At 59.2% G+C, this 21,773-nt stretch carries 16 protein-coding genes; 9 read left to right on the top strand and 7 right to left on the bottom strand.

Going from position 1 to position 21,773, the window contains the following annotated elements:
• Positions 1-62: 62 nt before the first annotated feature.
• The 5 genes from ugpQ to ugpB all read right to left on the bottom strand — a co-directional run bounded on the left by ugpQ (position 63) and on the right by ugpB (position 5,366).
• Positions 63-839 (bottom strand): glycerophosphodiester phosphodiesterase, encoded by a 777-nt coding sequence (gene ugpQ, locus F7P80_RS01895; RefSeq protein WP_151042345.1) that lies wholly within the window; start codon positions 837-839, stop codon positions 63-65.
• 185 nt (positions 840-1,024) lie between these two features.
• Positions 1,025-2,032 (bottom strand): sn-glycerol-3-phosphate import ATP-binding protein UgpC, encoded by a 1,008-nt coding sequence (locus tag F7P80_RS01890; RefSeq protein ID WP_151042343.1) that lies wholly within the window; start codon positions 2,030-2,032, stop codon positions 1,025-1,027.
• A gap of 59 nt (positions 2,033-2,091) precedes the next feature.
• Positions 2,092-2,940 (bottom strand): sn-glycerol-3-phosphate ABC transporter permease UgpE, encoded by an 849-nt coding sequence (gene ugpE / locus F7P80_RS01885; protein ID WP_054067399.1) that lies wholly within the window; start codon positions 2,938-2,940, stop codon positions 2,092-2,094.
• A 2-nt stretch (positions 2,941-2,942) separates the two neighbouring features.
• A complete protein-coding gene (gene ugpA, locus F7P80_RS01880; protein ID WP_054067400.1) occupies positions 2,943-3,824 on the bottom strand; it encodes a sn-glycerol-3-phosphate ABC transporter permease UgpA in 882 nt (293 codons plus the stop codon).
• 222 nt (positions 3,825-4,046) lie between these two features.
• A complete protein-coding gene (gene ugpB / locus F7P80_RS01875) occupies positions 4,047-5,366 on the bottom strand; it encodes a sn-glycerol-3-phosphate ABC transporter substrate-binding protein UgpB (RefSeq protein ID WP_054067401.1) in 1,320 nt (439 codons plus the stop codon).
• A 404-nt stretch (positions 5,367-5,770) separates the two neighbouring features.
• On the opposite strand from ugpB, the gene F7P80_RS01870 reads away from it, so the two are divergent.
• The 8 genes from F7P80_RS01870 (at position 5,771) to F7P80_RS01835 (ending at position 16,583) form a co-directional block, all read left to right on the top strand.
• A complete protein-coding gene (locus F7P80_RS01870; protein WP_151042341.1) occupies positions 5,771-9,670 on the top strand; it encodes a DUF3683 domain-containing protein in 3,900 nt (1,299 codons plus the stop codon).
• Positions 9,670-10,113, top strand: a complete 444-nt coding sequence (locus tag F7P80_RS01865; protein ID WP_151042339.1) for an HIT family protein — start codon at positions 9,670-9,672, stop codon at positions 10,111-10,113. The genes F7P80_RS01870 and F7P80_RS01865 overlap by 1 nt, the downstream gene beginning before the upstream one ends.
• A 107-nt stretch (positions 10,114-10,220) precedes the next feature.
• Positions 10,221-10,667: a gamma-butyrobetaine hydroxylase family protein gene (locus tag F7P80_RS01860; RefSeq protein WP_054067404.1), complete on the top strand. Its 447-nt coding sequence runs from the start codon at positions 10,221-10,223 to the stop codon at positions 10,665-10,667.
• Positions 10,668-10,920: 253 nt separating this feature from the next.
• Positions 10,921-11,652 carry a bifunctional demethylmenaquinone methyltransferase/2-methoxy-6-polyprenyl-1,4-benzoquinol methylase UbiE gene (ubiE, locus tag F7P80_RS01855; protein WP_054067405.1) on the top strand — a complete coding sequence of 244 codons (732 nt, stop codon included), beginning with the start codon at positions 10,921-10,923 and terminating at the stop codon, positions 11,650-11,652.
• An 83-nt stretch (positions 11,653-11,735) separates the two neighbouring features.
• Positions 11,736-12,725, top strand: coding sequence for a Tim44 domain-containing protein (locus F7P80_RS01850; protein WP_058880042.1), 990 nt, complete (start codon positions 11,736-11,738; stop codon positions 12,723-12,725).
• A 33-nt stretch (positions 12,726-12,758) separates the two neighbouring features.
• On the top strand, positions 12,759-13,310 hold the full coding sequence (locus F7P80_RS01845) for a ubiquinone biosynthesis accessory factor UbiJ (RefSeq protein ID WP_054067407.1): 552 nt from the start codon (positions 12,759-12,761) through the stop codon (positions 13,308-13,310).
• Entirely contained in the window at positions 13,307-14,872 is a 1,566-nt protein-coding gene (ubiB, locus tag F7P80_RS01840) for a ubiquinone biosynthesis regulatory protein kinase UbiB (protein ID WP_054067408.1), read from the top strand. The genes F7P80_RS01845 and ubiB overlap by 4 nt, the downstream gene beginning before the upstream one ends.
• Positions 14,873-15,128: 256 nt before the next feature.
• A complete protein-coding gene (locus F7P80_RS01835) occupies positions 15,129-16,583 on the top strand; it encodes a high affinity choline transporter 1 (protein WP_054067409.1) in 1,455 nt (484 codons plus the stop codon).
• 189 nt (positions 16,584-16,772) lie between these two features.
• Here the strand turns inward: F7P80_RS01835 and F7P80_RS01830 are convergent, their stop codons facing one another.
• The gene (locus tag F7P80_RS01830) at positions 16,773-17,825 is read right to left on the bottom strand and encodes a porin (RefSeq protein ID WP_151042337.1); all 1,053 of its coding nucleotides are present in this window, start codon (positions 17,823-17,825) and stop codon (positions 16,773-16,775) included.
• A gap of 208 nt (positions 17,826-18,033) precedes the next feature.
• Positions 18,034-19,011 carry a GMP reductase gene (locus F7P80_RS01825; RefSeq protein ID WP_151042668.1) on the bottom strand — a complete coding sequence of 326 codons (978 nt, stop codon included), beginning with the start codon at positions 19,009-19,011 and terminating at the stop codon, positions 18,034-18,036.
• Positions 19,012-19,291: 280 nt separating this feature from the next.
• Between F7P80_RS01825 and F7P80_RS01820 the strand changes: the two genes are divergently transcribed.
• The gene (locus tag F7P80_RS01820; protein ID WP_151042335.1) at positions 19,292-21,721 is read left to right on the top strand and encodes a UvrD-helicase domain-containing protein; all 2,430 of its coding nucleotides are present in this window, start codon (positions 19,292-19,294) and stop codon (positions 21,719-21,721) included.
• Positions 21,722-21,773: the final 52 nt, after the last annotated feature.

Raw genomic sequence — 21,773 nt, 5'->3', positions numbered from 1 at the left:
CAATCATTTCAGATGGTTTTGATTCTGAAATTGGCTTTTTGCAAGCGCTGGCAGCTATTGTTTTAGATGTGTGCACCGCTTTGTGCAGGGCTGAAAAGGTCCACACGGTCGGTGATGATGGCGTCGGTGCCCAGATCGATCAGGCGCTGTGCCGCCCATTCGTCGTTTACCGTGTAGCTGCTGCAGCGCAGGCCTGCACCATGCACCTTGGCCACCAGCTCGGGTGTCCACAGCGCGTGGTTGAGCACCATGACCTGGCAGCCCAGATCCAGGGCGATCTGCAGGTCGGCATCGCCCGAGCTATCGGCCAACTTGTCCACCAGCAGGCCGCGGGGGATATGGGGCGCGACTTCCTTGGCACCCTGGAGTGCATCAGGCTTGAACGAGGTGAACAGCGGCTGCACTTCTGTCTGTGGCCAGATCTTGTTCATCAGCGCACCGCAGGCGTGGCCGGTTTCCAGTTCCTGGCCGGGCGTGGGCTTGATTTCCACGTTCAGGAAGTAGTGGTTGGCCAGACACCAGCGGCTCAGCGCTTCCAGCGTAGGCAGGGCTTCACCAGCAAAAGCACGTGAGTGCCAGCTGCCTGCGTCCAGCTGGGCGATCTCACCCATGGTCAGGTCGCTGCCTGTGCCCTGTGCATTGGTCGTGCGGTTGAGCGTGGCGTCGTGCATCAGGAACAGCACGCCGTCCTTGGAGAGCTTGGCGTCGCACTCGAACATGCGGTAGCCGTAGTGTGCGCCCAGGCGGAAGGCGCTCATGGTGTTCTCTGGTGCCAGCTTGCCAGCACCGCGGTGGGCCACCCAGCGGGGGTAGGGCCAGGGTTTCAAAGCAGTAGTCATTGTGATCAATGATGCAGTCATGAAAAAAGCGCCGCCAGCAAAGCTGGGGCGCTTGGGATTTCTATGCGCTAAGGAGGGGTCTACGGTGCAGCGAAGCGGTCCAGACGAGGCGCTCAGCCGCAGACAGTAGCAGCGCTACGGCAAGGCTGAGCAACGAAGTATGCAGCAGCGTAGACACATCCAACTTACACGCGCTTGCCGGTTTCAGCGTCAAACCAGTGCAGACGATCCTGACGGGCCCAGATCTGCGCAGTCTCGCCGGGCTTGGGATAAGGCTTACCTTCTTCCACGCGCACGGTCACGCTTTCGTCGCCCACCTTGCCGTACAGCAGGCGCTCGGCACCCAGCAGTTCCACGGTTTCCACACGGAATGCCACGCCACCGGTTTCGACCAGGTCGATGTGCTCGGGGCGGATGCCCAGAATCAGACCGGGCTTGCCACTGGGGGAGTTCTTGAGCAGGTTCATGGGGGGCGAGCCGATGAAGCTGGCCACAAAGGTCGAAGCAGGGGTGTGGTAGACCTCTTCGGGAGTACCGAATTGCTCCACATGGCCGCCGTTCATCACCACCATGCGCTGTGCCAGCGTCATGGCTTCCACCTGGTCGTGGGTCACGAAGATGGAGGTAATGCCCAGCTCTGCGTGGAGCTTCTGAATTTCCAGACGGGTCTGGCCACGCAGCTTGGCATCCAGGTTGGACAGGGGTTCGTCAAACAGGAACACCTGGGGCTGGCGCACGATGGCACGGCCCATGGCCACGCGCTGGCGCTGACCACCAGACAGCTGGCGCGGAGTGCGCTCGAGCAGATGGCTCAGTTCCAGAATCTTGGCGGCCTTGTCCACACGGCGCTTGATTTCGTCTTCAGGGACCTTGGCGAGCTTCAGGCCATAGGCCATGTTCTCGTAGTTGGTCATGTGGGGGTAGAGTGCGTAGTTCTGGAACACCATGGCGATGTTGCGCTTGGCAGGTTCCAGATCGTTGACGCGCTTGTCGCCGATCAGCAGGTCGCCGCCGGTGATTTCTTCCAGGCCAGCAATCATGCGCAGCAGCGTGGACTTGCCGCAGCCCGAGGGGCCCACGAGCACCACGAATTCGCCGTCTTTGATTTCGACGTTGATGCCGTGAATCACGGGGACAGCGGTCTTGCCTGTGCCGTAGCGCTTAACGATGTTCTTTAAGGAGATGGATGCCATAACAGTATCTCGTTCGTATCTAGTAATTGGTCAAAAGCGGGAGGATGTGGCCGTGGGGATTACTTCTCGGTATCCACCAAGCCTTTGACGAACCACTTTTGCATCAGGATCACCACTGCCGTGGGAGGCAGCATAGCCAAAATGGCAGTTGCCATCACAATGTTCCAGTCCACCGCTGCTTCACCACCGGCCAGCATGCGCTTGATGCCGATCACCACGGGGTACATGTCTTCCGAAGTGGTCATGAGCAGGGGCCACAGGTACTGGTTCCAGCCGTAGATGAACTGGATCACGAACAGCGCCGCGATCGAGGTCTTGGACAGGGGCACCAGAATGTCCTTGAAGAAGCGCATGGGGCCAGCACCGTCAATGCGGGCGGCTTCCACCAGCTCATCCGGCACCGTCAGGAAGAACTGGCGGAACAGGAAGGTGGCGGTCGCCGAAGCGATCAGGGGCAGGGTCAGACCCGCATAGCTGTTGAGCAGGCCCAGATCCGCCACCACCTTGTAGGTAGGCAGGATACGCACTTCCACGGGCAGCATCAGCGTCAGGAAGATGGCCCAGAAGCACAGCATCTTGAAGGGGAAGCGGAAGTACACGATGGCAAACGCTGACAGCAGCGAGATCGCGATCTTGCCCACGGTGATGACAATGGCCACCACAAAGCTCACCCACATCATGTGCACGACGTTGGTGTTGGAGCCCAGTTTGCCGGAGCCAAAGAGCGCTGCCTTGTAGTTCTCCCACATTTCAGCGCCAGGCAGCAGCGGCATGGGCGACTGCACCACGGCATCGGCCGTGTGCGTGGAAGCAATCAGCGCCAGATACAGCGGGAAGGCCACGATGGCCACGCCGATGATCAGTACGGCGTGGGACAGGATATTGAGCCAGGGATTACGGTCAACCATGATCAGTACTGCACTTTCTTCTCGACGTAGCGGAACTGGATCACAGTGAGCACCACCACGATAAACATCAGGATCACGGACTGGGCGGCGGAGCTGCCAAGGTCCAGGCCTCTGAAGCCGTCCTGGTACACCTTGTAGACCAGAATCGAGGTCGACTGGCCGGGGCCACCCTGGGTCGCCGCATCGATGATGCCGAAGGTGTCAAAGAAGGCGTAGACGATGTTGATCACCAGCAGGAAGAAGGTCGTGGGCGACAGCAGCGGCAGCTGGATGTTCCAGAAGCGGCGCCATGGGCCAGCACCGTCAATCGAAGCAGCTTCGATCAGGGCCTTGGGAATCGACTGCAGGCCCGCCAGGAAGAACAGGAAGTTGTAGGAGATCTGCTTCCACACCGATGCAATCACCACCAGCGCCATGGCCTGGTTGTCATTCATCAGGTAGTTCCAGTCGTAGCCCAGCTTGCCCAGGTAGTAGGTCGCCACGCCAATCGAAGGCGAGAAGATGAACACCCACAGCACACCTGCGATCACGGGTGCCACCGCGTAGGGCACGATCAGCAGCGTCTTGTACACCATGGCAAAGCGCACGATGCGGTCTGCAAAAATGGCCAGCACCAGAGAAATTGCAATCCCGGCACCTGCGACCAGCACGGAGAACACGGCAGTGCGCTGGAAGGAGGTCAGATAGCTCGGGTCATCCAGCAGGTTGCGGAAGTTGTCCAGTCCGACCCATTCGGTCGACAGGCCGAACGCATCTTCCATTTGGAAAGACTGGAGCACGGCTTGGCCGGCAGGCCAGAAAAAGAAGATGCCGATGATGAGCAGCTGGGGCGCAATCAGCACCCAAGGTAGCCATCCGGAGCGGAAAAGTACGCGTTTTTCCATGATGGATCACAAAATAAAAAACCACCGGGGTGAGTGACCTCGGGGGCGGAGTGAAAGTCATCGCATGGTGTTTTGCGACAAATCGCGTCAAAACGAAAAGAGGCGAAACACTATGTCTCAGCGAATGTGCGCGTATTGTGCCTAGCAGACAGGGGCTGCGCCAAGTGCGCAGCCCCTGTACCGTGTAACTCAGAAGGGTATTAGCCCTTCTGCTGAAGCGGATTACTTGCCCGCGTTAGCGCGTTCGAAGCGAGCCAGCAGCTCGTTACCACGCTTGACGATGCTGTCCAGAGCTTCCTGCGAAGTTTTCTTGCCTGCCCATACCTGTTCGAGTTCTTCATCCTCGATGGTACGGATCTGCACATAGTTGCCCAGGCGGATACCGCGCGAGTTGTCGGTCACCTTGCGGACCATCTGGTTCACAGCGACGTCGGTGCCGGGGTTCTTCTTGTAGAAGCCGGAGTCTTCCGTCATCTTGAAGGCTTCCATGGTCACAGGCAGGTAGCCGGTGCGCTGGTGCGAAGCGGCCTGGATTTCAGGCTGAGACAGGAATTCGAAGAACTTGGCCACGCCCTTGTACTCTTCGGGCTTCTTGCCAGACATCACCCACAGCGAAGCGCCGCCGATCACGGTGTTCTGAGGAGCGCCGGACACGTCATCGTAGTAGGGCAGAGGTGCCAGGCCGTAGGCAAACTTGGCGTTCTTGGACACGTCACCGTAGAAGCCGGACGATGTCTGGATCATGGCGCATTCGCCAGCCACAAAGGAAGCCTGTGCGGTAGAGCCACGGCCCTTGTACACAAACTCGCCGTTCTTGGCTGCCTGGGCCAGGTTGTCGATGTGCTTGACGTGCAGGGGCGAGTTGATCTTCAGGCGTGCCTTGTGGCCGTCCTGGCCCAGACCATTCTGGTGGGTGGCGAACTCTACGTTATGCCAGGCAGAGAAAGACTCCAGCTGGGTCCAGCCCTGCCAGCCCAGTGTCATGGGGCAGCTGTGGCCGGATTCCTTGAGCTTCTTGGCTGCAGCAAACACTTCAGGCCATGTCTTGGGAGCCTTTTCGGGGTCCAGACCTGCCTTCTTGAAGGCGTCCTTGTTGTAGTAGAAGACGGTGGTGGAGCTGTTGAAGGGGAAGCTCAGCATCTGGCCGTTGGGGGCGGTGTAGTAACCAGCCACGGCAGGGATGTAGGCGCTGGGATCGAACTTGGCGCCAGCGTCAGACATGACCTTGCCCACAGGCACGGTCGCACCCTTGGAGGCCATCATGGTGGCGGTGCCCACTTCAAACACCTGCAGGATGTGGGGAGCGTTGCCAGAGCGGAAGGCAGCGATGGCGGCGGTCATGGACTCGTCGTAGGCACCCTTGAAGGTGGGGACGATCTTGTATTCGCTTTGGCTTTCGTTGAACTGTTTGGCCAGATCATTGACCCACTCGTTGTTCACGGCGGTCATGGAATGCCACCACTGAATTTCAGTAGCAGCGTTGGCAGCACCGGCAGTGGTTGCAGCCAGTGCTGCAGCCAGGGCGATTCGCTTGAATTGCATGGAAAGACTCCTCTACGTGTAGAACGGGTGTTTGCATCCTATAGATGGATGTGTCAGTTTTATGACATGAATGACGTCTGCCTCGGGAAAACGAGTGCAGATGGCCGCCAGCCACGGCATGTTTTGCGCATGCGATATGGACCTTGGACAGTCCATTCATTCTAGAAGGAACGAAAAAAAACGAATCAATGGCGATGGGATTCTTTTTCTTTTTTGTTATTTGTTGCGCGAAATTGTGGATTCTGCGTAGTGGCGAAAAGAGAACAAAACCATAGCAAAACGATTTTGCGCATTGCGATGTCAGGTCTCTCTGGATGCTCCGTCTGCGCGCCAGAGGGGCTGGCATAAAATCATCATCCCCATGACTTACGGTGCGCCCTCCGCGCCCAACCCGGTCTATATCCATGAATGCACCGATTGAGCAGGCAATGCTTGAAGCCAAGGTTGCCGAACCTGCCCGACTCCGAGAGATCCCGTACAACTACACATCGTTTTCCGACAGGGAAATCGTGATCCGTTTGCTGGGCTCATCCGCTTGGGATGTGCTCAACCAGTTGCGTCAGGAGCGCCAGACCGGCCGCTCTGCCCGCATGCTCTACGAAGTGCTGGGCGATATGTGGGTGGTGCAGCGCAATCCCTACCTGCAGGATGACCTGCTGCACAACCCCGACCGCCGCAAGCTGCTGGTCGAAGCCTTGCAGCACCGCATGGCGGAAGTGCAAAAGCGCCGCATTCCCCAGGAAGACCCGCACCGCGACCAGCTGGTCGGCCAGCTGATTGAAGCCGCCAACCGCGCCGTGCGTGAGTTTGACCGCATGTTCGAGGAAGCGGCCGAGCTGCGCCAGCGTGTGCGCAAGACGCTGGGCAAGCTCACCCACAAGGACAACATCAAGTTCGACGGCCTCTCGCGCGTCAGCCATGTGACGGACGCGACCGACTGGCGCGTGGAATACCCCTTCGTCGTACTGACCCCTGATACCGAAGCCGAGATGGCCGGCCTGGTCAAGGGTTGTATCGAGCTGGGTCTGACCATCATCCCCCGTGGGGGTGGCACAGGCTACACCGGCGGTGCCATTCCGCTGACCTGGCGCTCGGTAGTCATCAATACCGAAAAGCTGCAGGCCATTACCGAAGTGGAAATGGTGCAGCTACCCGGCGTGGACAAGGCCGTGCCTACGGTCTGGACCGAGGCTGGCGTGGTCACGCAGCGCGTGGCCGAGGCTGCAGAGCGCGCAGGCTTTGTGTTTGCCGTGGACCCCACCTCGATCGAGGCATCCTGCATTGGCGGCAATATCGCCATGAATGCCGGCGGCAAGAAGGCCGTGCTGTGGGGTACCGCTCTGGACAACCTGGCCAGCTGGCGCATGGTGACACCTGATGCCGAATGGCTGGAGGTGGTGCGCGTGGGCCACAACCTCGGCAAGATTCACGACGCTGAGATGGCCAGCTTTGAGCTGAAGTATTTCGATGCTTCGGGCAAGCAGTTGCTGCGCACGGAACGTCTGGACATTCCCGGCCACAAGTTCCGCAAGGAAGGCCTGGGCAAGGACGTGACCGACAAGTTCCTGTCCGGTCTGCCCGGTGTGCAGAAAGAAGGCACAGACGGCCTCATCACCAGCGCACGCTGGGTGGTGCACCGCATGCCTGAGCACACCCGCACCGTGTGCATGGAGTTCTTTGGCAACGCCAAGGATGCTGTGCCTTCGATCGTGGAAATCAAGGACTACATGTTCGAGGAGCAAAAGCGCAGCGGCGTGCTGCTGGCGGGCCTCGAGCATCTGGATGACCGCTATCTGAAAGCCGTGGGTTACGCCACCAAGTCCAAGAAGGGCAATGGCGGCCTGCCCAAGATGGTGCTGATTGGCGACATCGTGGGCGATAACGCCGACGAAGTGGCGCGCGTGACCAGCGAAGTGGTGCGTATTGCCAATTCGCGCAACGGCGAAGGCTTTGTGGCCATCAGCGCAGAAGCTCGCAAGAAGTTCTGGCTGGACCGCAAGCGCACGGCAGCGATCTCGCGCCACACCAATGCCTTCAAGATCAATGAAGACGTGGTGATTCCGCTGCCCCGCATGTGGGAGTACACGGATGGCATCGAGCGCATCAACATCGAGCTGAGCCTGCGCAACAAGCTCAAGCTGTGCGATGCCCTGCTGGAATTCTTTGAGAAGAACAATCTGCCGCTGGGCAAGCAGGATGGCGCGGCTGAAATTCCTTCGGCCGAGCTGCTGGAAGACCGCGTGCACCAGGCCATGGACCTGGTCCGTGATGTGCGTGCCCAGTGGGCGGGCTGGCTGGCCGATGTGGCCACCCTGTTCCCGCAGCTGCAGGACCACAGCCTGCGCGCCAGCTGGAAGACGCAGATTCGCCAGCCGCTGGCGCAGATCTTCAGCGGTGAGGCCTTCAAGCCCATCCTGGCGGAAGTGGTGAATATCCACCAACGCGTGCTCAAGGGCCGCGTGTGGGTGGCGCTGCACATGCACGCCGGTGACGGCAATGTGCACACCAACATCCCCGTCAACTCCGACGACTACGAGATGCTGCAGACGGCCCACGAAACCGTGGCGCGCATCATGGAACTGGCGCGCAGTCTGGATGGTGTGATCTCGGGTGAGCACGGCATTGGCATTACCAAGCTGGAATTCCTGAGCGACGAAGAGCTGCAGCCCTTTGCGGACTACAAAAAGCGCGTGGACCCCCACGGCCGCTTCAACCGCGGCAAGCTGATTCGTGAAAAGAATGGTCTGGTGCCAGCCGAGTCGCCCCGCGAAGCGCTGATGTATGCCGACCTGACCAATGCCTACACGCCATCGTTTGGCCTGATGGGCTATGAATCGCTGATCATGCAGCAGTCGGACATTGGCGAGATTGCCAACTCCGTCAAGGACTGCCTGCGCTGCGGCAAGTGCAAGCCCGTGTGCAACACGCACGTGCCCGGCGCGAACATGCTGTATTCGCCCCGTAACAAGATTCTGGCCACCTCGCTGCTGGTTGAGGCCTTCCTGTACGAAGAGCAGACACGCCGTGGTGTGTCCATCAAGCACTGGCAGGAGTTTGAAGACGTGGCCGACCACTGCACCGTCTGCCACAAGTGCTTCACGCCTTGCCCGGTCAAGATCGACTTTGGCGATGTGACCATGAACATGCGCAACCTGCTGCGCAAGATGGGCAAGAAGAGCTTCAACCCCGGCAACAAGATGGCCATGGCCATGCTCAACGCCACGAACCCCGACACCATCAACCTGCTGCGCAAGGGCATGGTGGGCGTGGGCTTCAAGGCACAGCGCCTGGCGTCGGACCTGCTGCACGCCGTGGCCAAGCCCCAGATGAAGCGTCCTCCTGCCACCGTGGGCAAGCCTCCGATCAAGGAGCAGGTGATTCACTTCGTGAACAAAAAGCTGCCCGGTGGTCTGCCCAGCAAGACGGCGCGTGCACTGCTGGATATCGAGAACAAGGACTACGTGCCCATCATCCGCAACCCGCAGTCCACCCATGCGGATACGGAAGCGGTGTTCTACTTCCCCGGCTGCGGCTCTGAGCGCCTGTACAGCCAGGTGGGTCTGGCTACGCAGGCCATGCTGTGGCATGCGGGTGTACAGACAGTGCTGCCTCCGGGTTATCTGTGCTGCGGCTACCCCCAGCGCGGCTCGGGCCAGTACGACGTGGCGGACAAGATGATCACGGACAACCGTGTGCTCTTCCACCGCGTAGCCACGACGCTGAACTACCTGGACATCAAGACCGTGGTCGTGAGCTGCGGTACCTGCTATGACCAGCTGCAGGGTTACCACTTCGACAAGATCTTCCCGGGTTGCCGCATCATCGACATCCATGAGTTCCTGCTGGAAAAGGGCATCACCTTGCCAGAAGGTCAGGGAGGCTATCTGTACCACGACCCCTGTCACAGCCCCATGAAGCTGCAGGACCCCATGAAGACCGTCAAGGCCCTGGTGGGCGATCAGGTGCTCAAGAGCGACCGCTGCTGCGGTGAGTCCGGCACATTGGGCGTGACACGTCCTGACATCTCCACGCAGATCCGCTTCCGCAAGGAAGGCGAACTGCGCAAGGGTGAAGCCGAATTGCGCGCCAAGGGCGCCGTGGGCGAAAAGGACAACGTCAAGATCCTGACCAGCTGCCCCAGCTGCCTGCAAGGCCTGAGCCGCTACGGCAATGACCTGCAAAACGGCCTGCTGGAGGCCGACTACATCGTGGTCGAGATGGCCAAGCAGATCCTGGGTGAAAACTGGCTGCCCGAATACGTGCAGCGCGCCAATCAGGGCGGCATTGAGCGGGTGTTGCTGTAATGGCTCTGGACCACAACGCAGATTGCGTGCTGTGCCGCGAGGCGGGTGGACTGTCCGTCTGGCAGGGCCAGCAGCTGCGTGTGATCCGCGCGCAGGAGGCGGGCTTTCCTGCCTTTTATCGCGTGATCTGGAATGCGCATGTGGCGGAACTGTCGGACCTGTCTGAACTCGATCGCAACACCTGTATGGCGGTGGTGGCTGAGGTGGAGCGCGTCATCCGCACGCAGCTGCAGCCGACCAAGATCAATCTGGCGGCGCTGGGCAATATGGTGCCGCACCTGCACTGGCACGTGATTGCCCGTTATGACTGGGACAGCCATTTCCCGGCCTCCGTCTGGGCAAACCCCTTGCGTGAACGCGATTTGCAACGCGAAGCACAATTAGAGCAAGCGCTTGTCGCCACGGACGCTGCCATTGCCCAGGCTCTGGTACGCTGGTCTTAAAAATATGAGCTGCTTGCGTTGATCTTTCCTGGGTTTCAGAGTGTTTTTTATCTGAAATCAAGGAAATACCAGCGCTGGCAGCTATTGTTTTCTAGGTAATCCCCACTATGGCAGATATGCCCATCCCCCAGTCGCTGACGGTGCACGAGGCTTCTCGTGTGCTGGAAATCGGCTACTCCGACGGACAGACCTTTCGCATCCCCTTTGAGCTGATGCGCGTGTACTCGCCCTCTGCTGAAGTGCAGGGCCATGGCCCGGGCCAGGAAGTGCTGCAGACCGGCAAACGCGATGTGACCATCGTCAACATCGAGCAGGTTGGTAACTACGCCATCAAGCCCTTCTTCAGCGATGGCCACGAAAGCGGCCTCTACACCTGGAACTACCTGTACGAACTGGGCAGCAAGCAGGATGCGCTGTGGAACGACTATTTCGCACGCCTGCAGGCAGCCGGCGTAGACCGTGACACGCCCATGCCCGAAAAGGCTGGCGGCAGCTGCGGCACAGGCAGCAGCGGCGGTGGTTGCGGCAGTGGCTCCTGCGGCTGCGGCAGCTAAGCACTGCCCACACAGCGCAGCGCTTGGTTGCGCTGCGTGAGGTCTTGGCTATCTGCACTGATGTATTGCTGTCACAGCTGAAATCCCAGTGTTGGGGCATGGCAGTGCTGGGTGCTATATTTAACGTAGCTTGCAAAGCATATTCGAGGCTGCTTTGCCTGCTAAAAAATTTTGATTGCAGAGTCGGTATGCCCTGCGTTCCTGCGGGGTTGTCGCTGGTGACAGCGCTGCGCTCTGTTTACATTTGAAGCTTATGAGCAGCACACACTTTGGATTCCAGACGGTCGACGAAAGCGAAAAAGCCAAACGCGTACGCGGTGTGTTTGATTCCGTGGCCTCCAAGTACGATGTCATGAACGACCTGATGTCGGCCGGTCTGCACCGCGCCTGGAAGGCTTACACCGTCATGGTGGCCAACCTCAAGGAAGGCGACCAGGTGCTGGATATCGCCGGCGGCACGGGTGACCTGTCCATGGCCTTTTCCAAGAAGGTCGGCACCAGCGGCACCGTGGTGCACACCGACATCAACGAGGCCATGCTGCGCGTGGGCCGTGATCGTCTGATCAACAAAGGCATTGTGCTGCCCACACTGGTGTGCGATGCCGAAAAGCTGCCCTTCCCCGACAACCACTTCAATCTGGTGAGTGTGGCTTTCGGTCTGCGCAATATGACACACAAGGATGTGGCACTCAAGGAAATGAACCGTGTGCTCAAGCCCGGTGGCAAGCTGCTGGTGCTGGAGTTTTCCAAGGTAGCCAAGCCGCTGGAAAAGGCTTACGACTGGTACTCCTTCAACATCCTGCCCAAAATGGGTTCGATGGTGGCGGGGGACCCTGACAGCTACCGCTATCTGGCCGAATCCATTCGCATGCACCCTGGCCAGGAAGCGCTCAAGGCCATGATGCAGGAAGCAGGCTTTGGCCACGTGGACTATCACAACATGTCAGCCGGCATTGTGGCGCTGCATGTAGGTATCAAGTGCTAAGCAGTTGAGGTGTGACGCATGCAAACAGTGTTTGTGGGATTTGGCTAGGTCAAGATTGTTGTAATTGAGTTGGAGATCAAGCGATGAAAAAGGTGTGGGTTTTGACATTGGCGGCGGCTTTGGTCGTCATGCATCCTCTGGCAGAAGCTAGGCGTATGGGCAGTGGCAGCTCCATAGGCAAACAGTCCAGCAATGTGACGCAGCGCCAGGCAACACCACCTGCAGCGCCTGCCCGTCCTGCTCAACAGCAAAATGCGCAGCAAAACAATGCTGCAGCCAAACCCGCTGCTCCTGCAGCTGCGCCTGCCAAGAAGCCTTGGGGCGCCATGCTCGGCGGCCTGGCGGCGGGTCTGGGCCTGGCTTGGCTGGCCAATGCACTGGGCTTTGGTGAAGCCTTTGCCAACATGCTGATGTTTGGCCTGCTGGCCTTGGTCATCATGGTGGTGGTCGGCATGATCATGCGTGCCCGCAGCCAGAAAAAGCCTGCTGCCGCAGCAGCTTCGCCCTTCGCCTTCCAGGGTGCAGGTGCAGAGGCCTCCACAGACCGCGTGGTAACTCCTCCTCAGTACAAGCCTGAGAAAGTCGGTAACGACGCATCGGCACGTCCCTGGGAGCAAATCCCTGGCGCTGCCAGCGGTTCCATGATTGGCGCTTCGCTGGGCACAGATACTGCGTCGCACTGGGATGTGCCCGCAGACTTTGACGCCAATGGCTTTGTGGAGGCTGCCAAGCGCAACTTCATCACCCTGCAGGCAGCATGGGACAAGGGCGATGTGAATACCCTGCGCGCCATGATGACGGACGAAATGCTGGCTGAAATTCGCCAGCAGCTGGAAGCGCGTGAGGCGGAAAGCCAGGGCCAGCCTAACCAGACCGATGTGGTCATGATTGATGGCAAGCTGCTGGGTATCGAAGACCTGGGCAATGCCTACATGGCCAGTGTGGAATTCTCTGGCCTCATCCGCGAGGAGCCCTCTGCAGGCCCCAATCCCTTCCGTGAAGTGTGGAACATGACCAAGCCCAAGGACAATTCCACCGGGTGGCTGGTAGCGGGTTTACAGGCTTTAGGTTAATAAACGCTCGACTTCAGGAATAATCAGGGGACTATGGCATCACAGTCCCCTTTTTCATTTCTGAACGGTTTGGTTGAACGTGCAGCGCAGGCTGTACAGCCACCAGGCTGGTTTGTCCACGAAACCCAACAGCGTATCGTCCTGTTTCTCAACCATGTGTTGATGCAGGAGCGTGAAGCCATGGAGCGGCTGGTGCGTCAGAAGGGGCGTGTGGCACGCGTGCAGTGGCGCAACTTCGACATGGCGCTGGTCATCACTCCTGCTGGTCTGCTGAATCTGGCGGCAGAAGGTGCACAGCCCGACCTGCAGCTGGAAATCATGGACAGCAATCCGCTGGCCCTGGCACAGCTGGCGCTGCGTGGCGACAAGCCCTCGCTGCGCATCGAGGGTGATGTGCAGCTGGCCGCAGACATCAACTGGCTGGTCGACAACGTGGAGTGGGATGTGGAAGAAGACCTGGCCCGCATCGTCGGTGACGTGCCAGCCCACACCATTGCCAGCATGGGCCGTACGGTGGCCGGTGCTGTGCGTCAGTTCGTCGGCGGTCGTAAACCTGCCAGCGACACAGATCGTCTGCAGCCATGAGCCGCTTCTTTCGAGGCTTCACCATTGTCTGGGTGGTGCTGCGCTACGGGCTGGATGAACTGGTGCTCTCCAGCTTCAAGCACCCTACGCTGAACGCCTTGCGCCGCGTGCTGACCATTGGTCGCAAGCTCGATGCACCGCGTGGTCAGCGCCTGCGCGAAGCGCTGGAGCAGCTGGGCCCCATCTTCGTCAAGTTTGGCCAGGTGCTGTCTACGCGCAGCGACTTGCTGCCGCCGGATGTGGCCGCAGAGCTGGCGCGGCTGCAGGACCGTGTGCCGCCGTTTGACACCCAGATTGCCATTGACACCATTGAGCGCAACTTCCGCCGCCCGGTCGATGAAGTCTTTGTGCATTTTGACCGCACGCCCGTAGCCAGTGCATCGATTGCGCAGGTGCACTTTGCCGTGATCCGTGACCGCGAGGGTAACGAGCGGGAAGTGGCCGTGAAGGTGCTGCGCCCCGGCATGAAGAACGTGATCGACAAGGATCTGGCCCTCATGCACATGATGGCGGGCTGGGTAGAAAAGCTCTCGCACGATGGCAAGCGCCTCAAGCCCCGCCAGGTGGTGGCAGAGTTTGACAACTACCTGCACGATGAGCTGGACCTGATCCGCGAAGCCTCGAACGCAGCGCAGCTGCGCCGCAACATGGAAGGGCTGGACCTGGTGCTGATCCCGGAGATCTTCTGGGACTACTGCCATGCCGAAGTCATGGTCATGGAGCGCATGAAGGGCGTGCCCATCAGCCAGGTCGAGCGTCTGCGCGAAGCAGGGGTGGACATTCCGCAGCTGGCCCGCGATGGTGTGACGTTGTTCTTCACCCAGGTCTTCCGTGACGGCTTTTTCCACGCCGACATGCACCCGGGCAACATCATGGTGAGCCTGGAGCCAGAGAGCTTTGGCCGCTATATCTCGCTGGACTTTGGCATCGTTGGCACGCTGACGGAATTTGACAAGGAATATCTGGCGCAGAACTTCCTGGCGTTTTTCCGCCGCGACTACAAGCGCGTGGCAGCCCTGCACATTGAAAGTGGCTGGGTACCCTCTACCACGCGTGTGGAAGAGCTGGAGGCCGCCATTCGTGCCGTCTGTGAGCCTTACTTTGACCGCCCGCTGGCCGAGATTTCGCTGGGCATGGTGCTGATGCGCCTGTTCCAGACCTCACGCCGCTTTCAGGTGGAAATTCAGCCGCAGCTGGTGCTGCTGCAAAAGACCCTGCTCAACATCGAAGGTCTGGGCCGTCAGCTCGACCCCAATCTGGACCTGTGGAGCACGGCCAAGCCGTTTCTGGAAAAGTGGATGCTCGAGCAGATGGGGCCGCAGCGCTTCTGGCATGAGCTGCGCGAAGAAGCGCCGCGCTATGCCAAGCTCATTCCTGAACTGCCACGTCTGGTGCATCAGTTTCTGCAGCAGAAAAACACTTCGGACCAGCAGGTGGTACAAGAGCTGCTGCGTGAGCAGCGGCGCACCAATCGTCTGCTGCAAGGGCTGGTCTATGGTGGGCTGGGTTTTGTATTCGGCATGCTGGCGATGCAAATCCTTGCTCACATAAGGTTTTTCTGAGGAGTTGGCCTGCAGCCCTGGCGTTCAGCAAGGGGCTGGCGTATCAATAAAGAGAGCGCCTAGCGCTTGTACTTCCTTACTTTGAGTGAGTTTTCGCTTTCAAACTAAGGCAGTGCTTGCGCTAGGTGCTCTGTTTTTTTTGTGGCCTGAAGCAGACAGCGCCGCATTTTTTTCCATGCAGGCGCTGTGACGTGTCCATAATCGCGCCTCAATTTTTTCCATTCACACTTTTTTCATCTCCGGAGGGGCAGCAACCATGCTGATTACCTTTATCGCCGTGTACCTGCTGGTGTCTGTCGCCATTGGGCTGTACGCAGCGCGTCGCGTAAACAATACGGCGGACTACGCCGTGGCAGGCCGTAACCTGCCGCTGTACATCGTGGTGGCGACCACGTTCGCGACCTGGTTCGGTTCGGAGCTGGTGCTGGGGGTGTCTGCGCAGTTTGTGCAGGAAGGGCTGGGCGGTGTGGTGGAAGACCCGTTCGGCGCGGGGTTCTGTCTGATCCTGGTGGGTCTGTTCTTTGCCTACAAGCTCTACAAGAAGAACCTGATCACCATCGGTGACTACTACCGCCTGCGCTATGGCAAGGCGGTGGAGATGCTGTGCTCCTTCATCATCATCTTCAGCTATCTGGGCTGGGTGGCGGCGCAAATCGCGGCGCTGGGCATTGTGTTCAACATGCTCACCGCTGGCGGGCTGTCCATCACGCAGGGCATGATTCTGGGTACCTTCATCGTGCTGATCTACACCTTGTTTGGTGGCATGTGGTCGGTCGCGCTGACCGATCTGATCCAGATGGTGGTGATCTGCGGCGGTCTGATCGTGATTGCCTGGTTTGCTGCCGATCTGGCTGGCGGTGCCGACAAGGTGATCGACTACGCCGTGACCGAAGGCAAGATGCAGTTCCTGCCCAAGGATGCGGATAGCAAGACCTGGCTGTTCTTCATTGCCTCGGCCATCACCATGATGTTGGGTTCCATCCCGCAGCAGGACGTGTTCCAGCGCGTGATGTCTTCCAAGGACAGCAATGTGGCGCGTCTGGGCCCCATCATTGGCGGTGCGCTCTACATTCTGTTTGCGTTTATCCCCATGTTCACGGTGACAGCGGCAGTGCTGGTCATGCCTGAAGTGACGGCGGCGCTGATGGACGATGACCCCCAGAAGATTCTGCCTACGCTGGTTATGGAGCGCATGCCTTTTGCCGTGCAGATTGCCTTCTTTGGTGCGCTGCTGTCTGCCATTACCTCGACTGCTTCTGCCACCATGCTGGCGCCTTCTACCTCGTTTGTGGAAAACATTCTGCGTAACTTCAAGCCTGGCTTGACCGATGCGCAAACCCTGAAGGCCATGCGTATTTCTGTGGTGGTATTCACGCTGTGCGTGCTGGTCTACGCCATCACCATGCAGGACAGCTCCATCTATGAAATGGTTTCTGGCGCCTATCAGGTGCCGCTGGTGGGTGCGTTCATTCCACTGGTGTTTGGTCTGTACTGGAAGGGCGCAACCACCCAGGGCGCTATTGCTGCCGTGGTCATGGGCCTGGGGACCTGGCTGCTGTTCATCATCGTGCCCGGCTGGTCGGATGCCTTCCCGCAGCAGCTGGCAGGTCTGATTGGTGCGACCACGGGTATGGTGTTCGGTTCTCTGCTGCCCCAGTGGATGCGCAATACGCAGGCACAGGTCATGCATTACCAGGGCTCTGCCGTCTAAGCACTGGCCTCTTGCCCATGAAAAAGGAGCTTGAAAAAGCTCCTTTTTTTATGTCTGCGGCAAGCGCCCAGCATGGCGATCGCACCCAGCAGAAAAACAGCCAGCACGACCGAAGTGGAGCTGGCTGTGACAGGCGAGAAAAAGGAGCCTTGTGAAAGGCTCCTTTCCCCACCAGGAGGTCAACCGACCTTAGAAAGCGTGGCGCAGACCAATCTGCACGCCATGCTGCTTGCCGTTGTCATCAGGGGTAGCGCCAGCGTCAGCCACCAGGCTCATGGTGCCGCCATTCTTGTTCTTCAGGTACGAGTAGGTACCGTACAGCGCAGTGCGCTTGGACAGGTTGTGCTCGTAGCCCAGCGCAATCTGGTCCGCCTTGAACTCGGTGGCAGCGCCTGGGGTGTGGTACTCGTAGCGGTTGTACGAGGCTTTCACCAGACCTGCTGCGCCCACGGGAGCGGAGGCACCCAGGGTGTAAGTCTTGTCCTTGTAGTCAGACTGGCCGGCAGGCTGGTTATTGGCCTGGCGATAGGCCGCAGCCACCTTGGCTACCCCAAAGTCATAGGAACCACCCAGCGAGTAAGCGCGCTGGCGGATGTTGCTGGTGTCGTAGTCGATGTTGTTTTGCTGCTCAGCGGCAAAAGCAGCCGACCATGGGCCGTTCTCATAGGACACGGCCGCGTTGTAGTAGGCCTTGGTCTTCCAGGTGCTGTTGCCCTGCTCACCAAAGGCGTAGTTGGCTGCAAACGTCAGACCGCCGAAGTTGGGCGAGACGTAGGCAATCATATTGTCCTTGCGCTCGTCGTCACGGTCGTTATGCAGCGTCCAGGCGCGCGAGCCGCCAATGCCGGCGTGGTTGAACACGTCGTAGCGATCCATGGCCTTGTAGGCAGCAGTTTCGTCACGGCCCAGGTGGACTTCACCGAAGTTCCCCAGCACGCCCACGGTAGCGCGGCGCTTGAAATCCAGGCCGCTGCCGTTTTCGCCAGTGCCAGTGTCAGCATTGATGCCGGATTCCAGCACAAACTGGGCCTTCAGGCCGTTGCCCAGATCTTCCTGACCGCGCAGACCGAAGTAGCTGTCAGAGCTGCCGCCGGAGTTCAGACCCGACCATGTCTTCTTGCCATCGATCACGGTCACAGCTTCGTCCAGATTACCGTAGAGGTTGACGGACGACTGTGCAAACACGGCACCGGTGGAAGCCATCGCGATCAAAGGCAGCGAAGCGATGATTTTTTTCTTCATGTAGGAACTCCAATCTAAGGGAAATGTACTTACATAGGGTTAGTACTTGCTTTCGATATGAAGTTCGCCATAGCTACAAACTGTTGCTCGAGCTTGCATTTTGTTTGCATAGCTTTACACAGCTTTGTGGAACTTTCTCTGGGCAGCAGGCGTAAAAAAGGCTGCCTCAAGGGCAGCCTGCTCTAAGTTGACAAACCGTGCCGCTGAATTACATCAGCAGATGTTCGCCAGCATTGTCACCGCCGAGGATGACGTAGTTGACCTTGCGGATGTCCATGAGCTTCTTGCCACCGGAGTAGCTGATGGAAGACTGCACGTCCTGCTGCATTTCGATCAGCGTATCGGCCAGCTTGCCCTTGACGGGTTCCAGAATGCGCTTGCCTTCCACGTGCTTGTATTCGCCCTTGTTGAAGTCCGAAGCCGAGCCGTAGTACTCCTTGTACAGCTGGCCGTCCACTTCCACGGTCTTGCCGGGAGACTCTTCATGGCCAGCAAACAGCGAACCAATCATCACCATGGTGGCGCCAAAGCGGATGCTCTTGGCAATGTCGCCATGGCTGCGGATGCCGCCGTCGGCAATGATGGGCTTGGTCGCCACGCGGGCACACCACTTCAGGGCCGACAGCTGCCAGCCGCCCGTGCCAAAGCCGGTCTTGAGCTTGGTAATGCACACCTTGCCGGGGCCAATCCCCACCTTGGTGGCATCTGCACCCCAGTTTTCCAGGTCGATCACGGCTTCGGGCGTGCCCACATTGCCGGCGATGACGAAGGCCGCAGGGATTTGGGCCTTCAGGTACTGGATCATGTTGCGCACGCTGTCGGCATGGCCGTGGGCGATGTCGATGGTGATGTATTCAGGGCAGATGCCTTCGGCCACAAAGCGGTCTACGGTGTCGTAGTCGGGTTGCTTCACGCCCAGCGAGATCGAGGCGAACAAGCCCTTGGCTTGCATTTCCTTGGTGAATGCCACGTTGTCGATGTCGAAACGGTGCATCACATAGAAGTAGCCGTTTTCGGCCAGGAAAGTGCAGATCTTCTCATCCAACACCGTCTTCATGTTGGCAGGTACGACAGGCAGCTTGAAGGTGCGGCCACCCAGCTCGACGCTGGTGTCACATTCAGAACGGCTTTCCACACGGCACTTGCGGGGCAGCAGCAGAATGTTGTCGTAGTCGAAGATTTCCATGATGTTCCAAGCTCCAGAAAAGGTCATGGGTGGGAATCTCACCCACCTCCATTTTTTTCAACAGAAAGGCGCTTGGCTTGTTGCCGGTTTCAGGCTTGGCAGATTTTGGCCAAAAAAAACCGGACCACAAAAACTTGGGCCCGGTGATTGATTCTATACGGCCAGCCCATGGGGTACAGGTGTAGATATGGAATGAGGGGTATATGCTTGGGCGTATACCGCCTGCCGCATGATGCACCTGCAAGCCGCTGGCATGCAGGTGACTTTCTACAATGCCACCATGTTTCCAATTGACCTGCTCGATGGTGCCGATGCTGGCACACCGCCCTCCCAGAACTCTCCCTTGCTGCAAGGCCTGAATGACGAACAGCGCGCGGCTGTGACCTTGCCGCAGGGCCATGCGCTGGTGCTGGCGGGCGCTGGTTCGGGCAAGACGCGGGTGCTGACCACGCGCATTGCCTGGCTGCTGCAGACCGGGCAGGTCTCGCCCGGCGGCATCATGGCCGTGACCTTCACCAACAAGGCTGCCAAGGAAATGACGGCACGCCTGTCTGCCATGCTGCCTTACAACGTGCGTGGCATGTGGATTGGAACCTTCCACGGCCTGTGCAACCGCCTGCTGCGGGCGCACCATGTGGCAGCGGGGCTGCCAGCGACTTTTCAGATCCTGGACACGCAGGACCAGCTCTCGGCCGTCAAGCGCCTGTGCAAGCAGTTCAATGTGGATGAGGAGCGCTTCCCGCCCAAGCAGCTGACCTGGTTTATCGCCGGCTGCAAGGAAGAGGGCATGCGGCCCAAGGATGTGCCGGTCACAGACCCGGATACCAAGAAGAAGGTCGAGCTCTACCAGCTCTACGAAGACCAGTGCCAGCGCGAAGGCGTGGTGGACTTTGGCGAGTTGATGCTGCGCAGCTTTGAGCTGCTGCGTGACGATGCCGCCCTGCGTGCCCACTACCAGCGGCGCTTTCGCTTCATTCTGGTGGATGAGTTTCAGGACACCAACAAGCTGCAGTACGCCTGGCTCAAGCAGCTGGCAGGTGAGGTGGTGGGCGGCAAGCTGCAGTCCACATCGAGCGTGCTGGCCGTGGGCGATGATGACCAGAGCATCTACGCCTTCCGCGGTGCGCGCGTGGGCAATATGAGCGACTTTGTGCACGAGTTTGATGTGCAGCACCAGATCAAGCTGGAGCAGAACTACCGCAGCTACGGCAACATCCTCGACTGTGCCAATGCGCTGATTGAGCACAACAGCCAGCGTCTGGGCAAGAACCTGCGCACCAGCCAGGGTGCGGGCGAGCCTGTGCGCGTGATGGAGTCGCCCACGGATCTGGACGAAGCGAGCTGGATCGTCGGCGAGATCAAGGATCTGGTGAAGAACGACGGCTTTAGCCGCCAGGAAATTGCCGTGCTCTACCGCAGCAATGCGCAAAGCCGGGTGATTGAGTCCAAGCTGTTCAACGCAGGCATTCCGTACCGTGTGTATGGCGGCATGCGCTTTTTTGAGCGTGCCGAAATCAAGCATGCACTGGCCTATCTGCGCCTGATTGAGAACCCGCACGACGACACCAGCTTCCTGCGCGTGGTGAACTTCCCCGCACGTGGCATTGGCGCACGCAGTGTGGAGACACTGCAGGAAACCGCGCGTGCCGCAGGCTGCTCGCTCAGCGATGCGGTCACGGCGGTGAGCGGCGCGGCTGGTGCCAAGCTGCAGGGCTTTGTGGCCAAGATCCAGGTACTGCGCGAAGAGACCGAGGGCAAGACGCTGCGCCAGACCATTGAGCGCATGCTGGAAGTCAGCGGTCTGATCGACCACTACAGCTCGGAAAAAGAAGGCCAGGACCGTATTGAAAACTTGAAGGAGCTGATCAACGCAGCCGAGAGCTTTGTCACGCAGGAAGGCTTTGGCAAGGATGCCGTGGCGCTGCCCGTGGATGAAACCGGCCAGGCGCTGACCCAGAGCCCAGCCAGCCAGGGGCTGGATTTTTCGCTGCCCGTGCTGGATGCCCCGCTCAATGGCACCGATGCTGAAACGGGTGAGACGCTGTCGCCCTTGCAGGCCTTCCTGGTGCATGCCGCACTGGAAGCCGGTGACAACCAGGCGCAGGCCGGGCAGGACGCCGTGCAGCTCATGACCGTGCACGCTTCCAAGGGGCTGGAGTTTGACTGCGTCTTTATTGGCGGTCTGGAAGAAGGCCTGTTCCCCCATGAGAACTCCATGAGCGACCGGGGGGGGCTGGAGGAAGAGCGCCGCCTGATGTATGTGGCCATCACCCGTGCCCGTAAGCGCCTGTACCTGAGCCATGCGCAAAGCCGCATGCTGCACGGGCGCACCACCTTTAACCTGCCCAGCCGCTTTATTGATGAATTGCCGGAAGGTGCACTCAAGTGGCTCAGCGCCAAGGGCGGTTTTGGTAGTTTTGCGCCTAAGAGTGGAGCTGCCAGCACTTGGGGGATGGGCGCCAGAGGCCAATTTGGCTCATATTCGCCCAAAGGGCCAGAAGTCTTCAAGAGCCCTGAAGTGCCGGTGCAAAAGGCTGCGCCTGCGCATGGCATCACCAAAGGCAAGACGGTGTTTCACACCAAGTTTGGTGAAGGCAAGGTACTGGCCGTGGAAGGTACGGGCGATGATGCGCGCGCCCAGATCAACTTCCCACGCCATGGCACCAAGTGGCTGGCGCTGGCGATTGCCAAGCTGACCATTGTGGAGTGAGGCACTTCAACAAAAAAGGGACGCAGATAGCGTCCCTTTTTTTGATACAGCT

The organism is Comamonas kerstersii, from assembly GCF_008801935.1.
Taxonomy (GTDB): Bacteria; Pseudomonadota; Gammaproteobacteria; order Burkholderiales; family Burkholderiaceae_C; genus Comamonas; species Comamonas kerstersii.
Note: the sequence above shows the minus strand (reverse complement) of the source record. Positions and strands in the feature narration are given on the sequence as shown.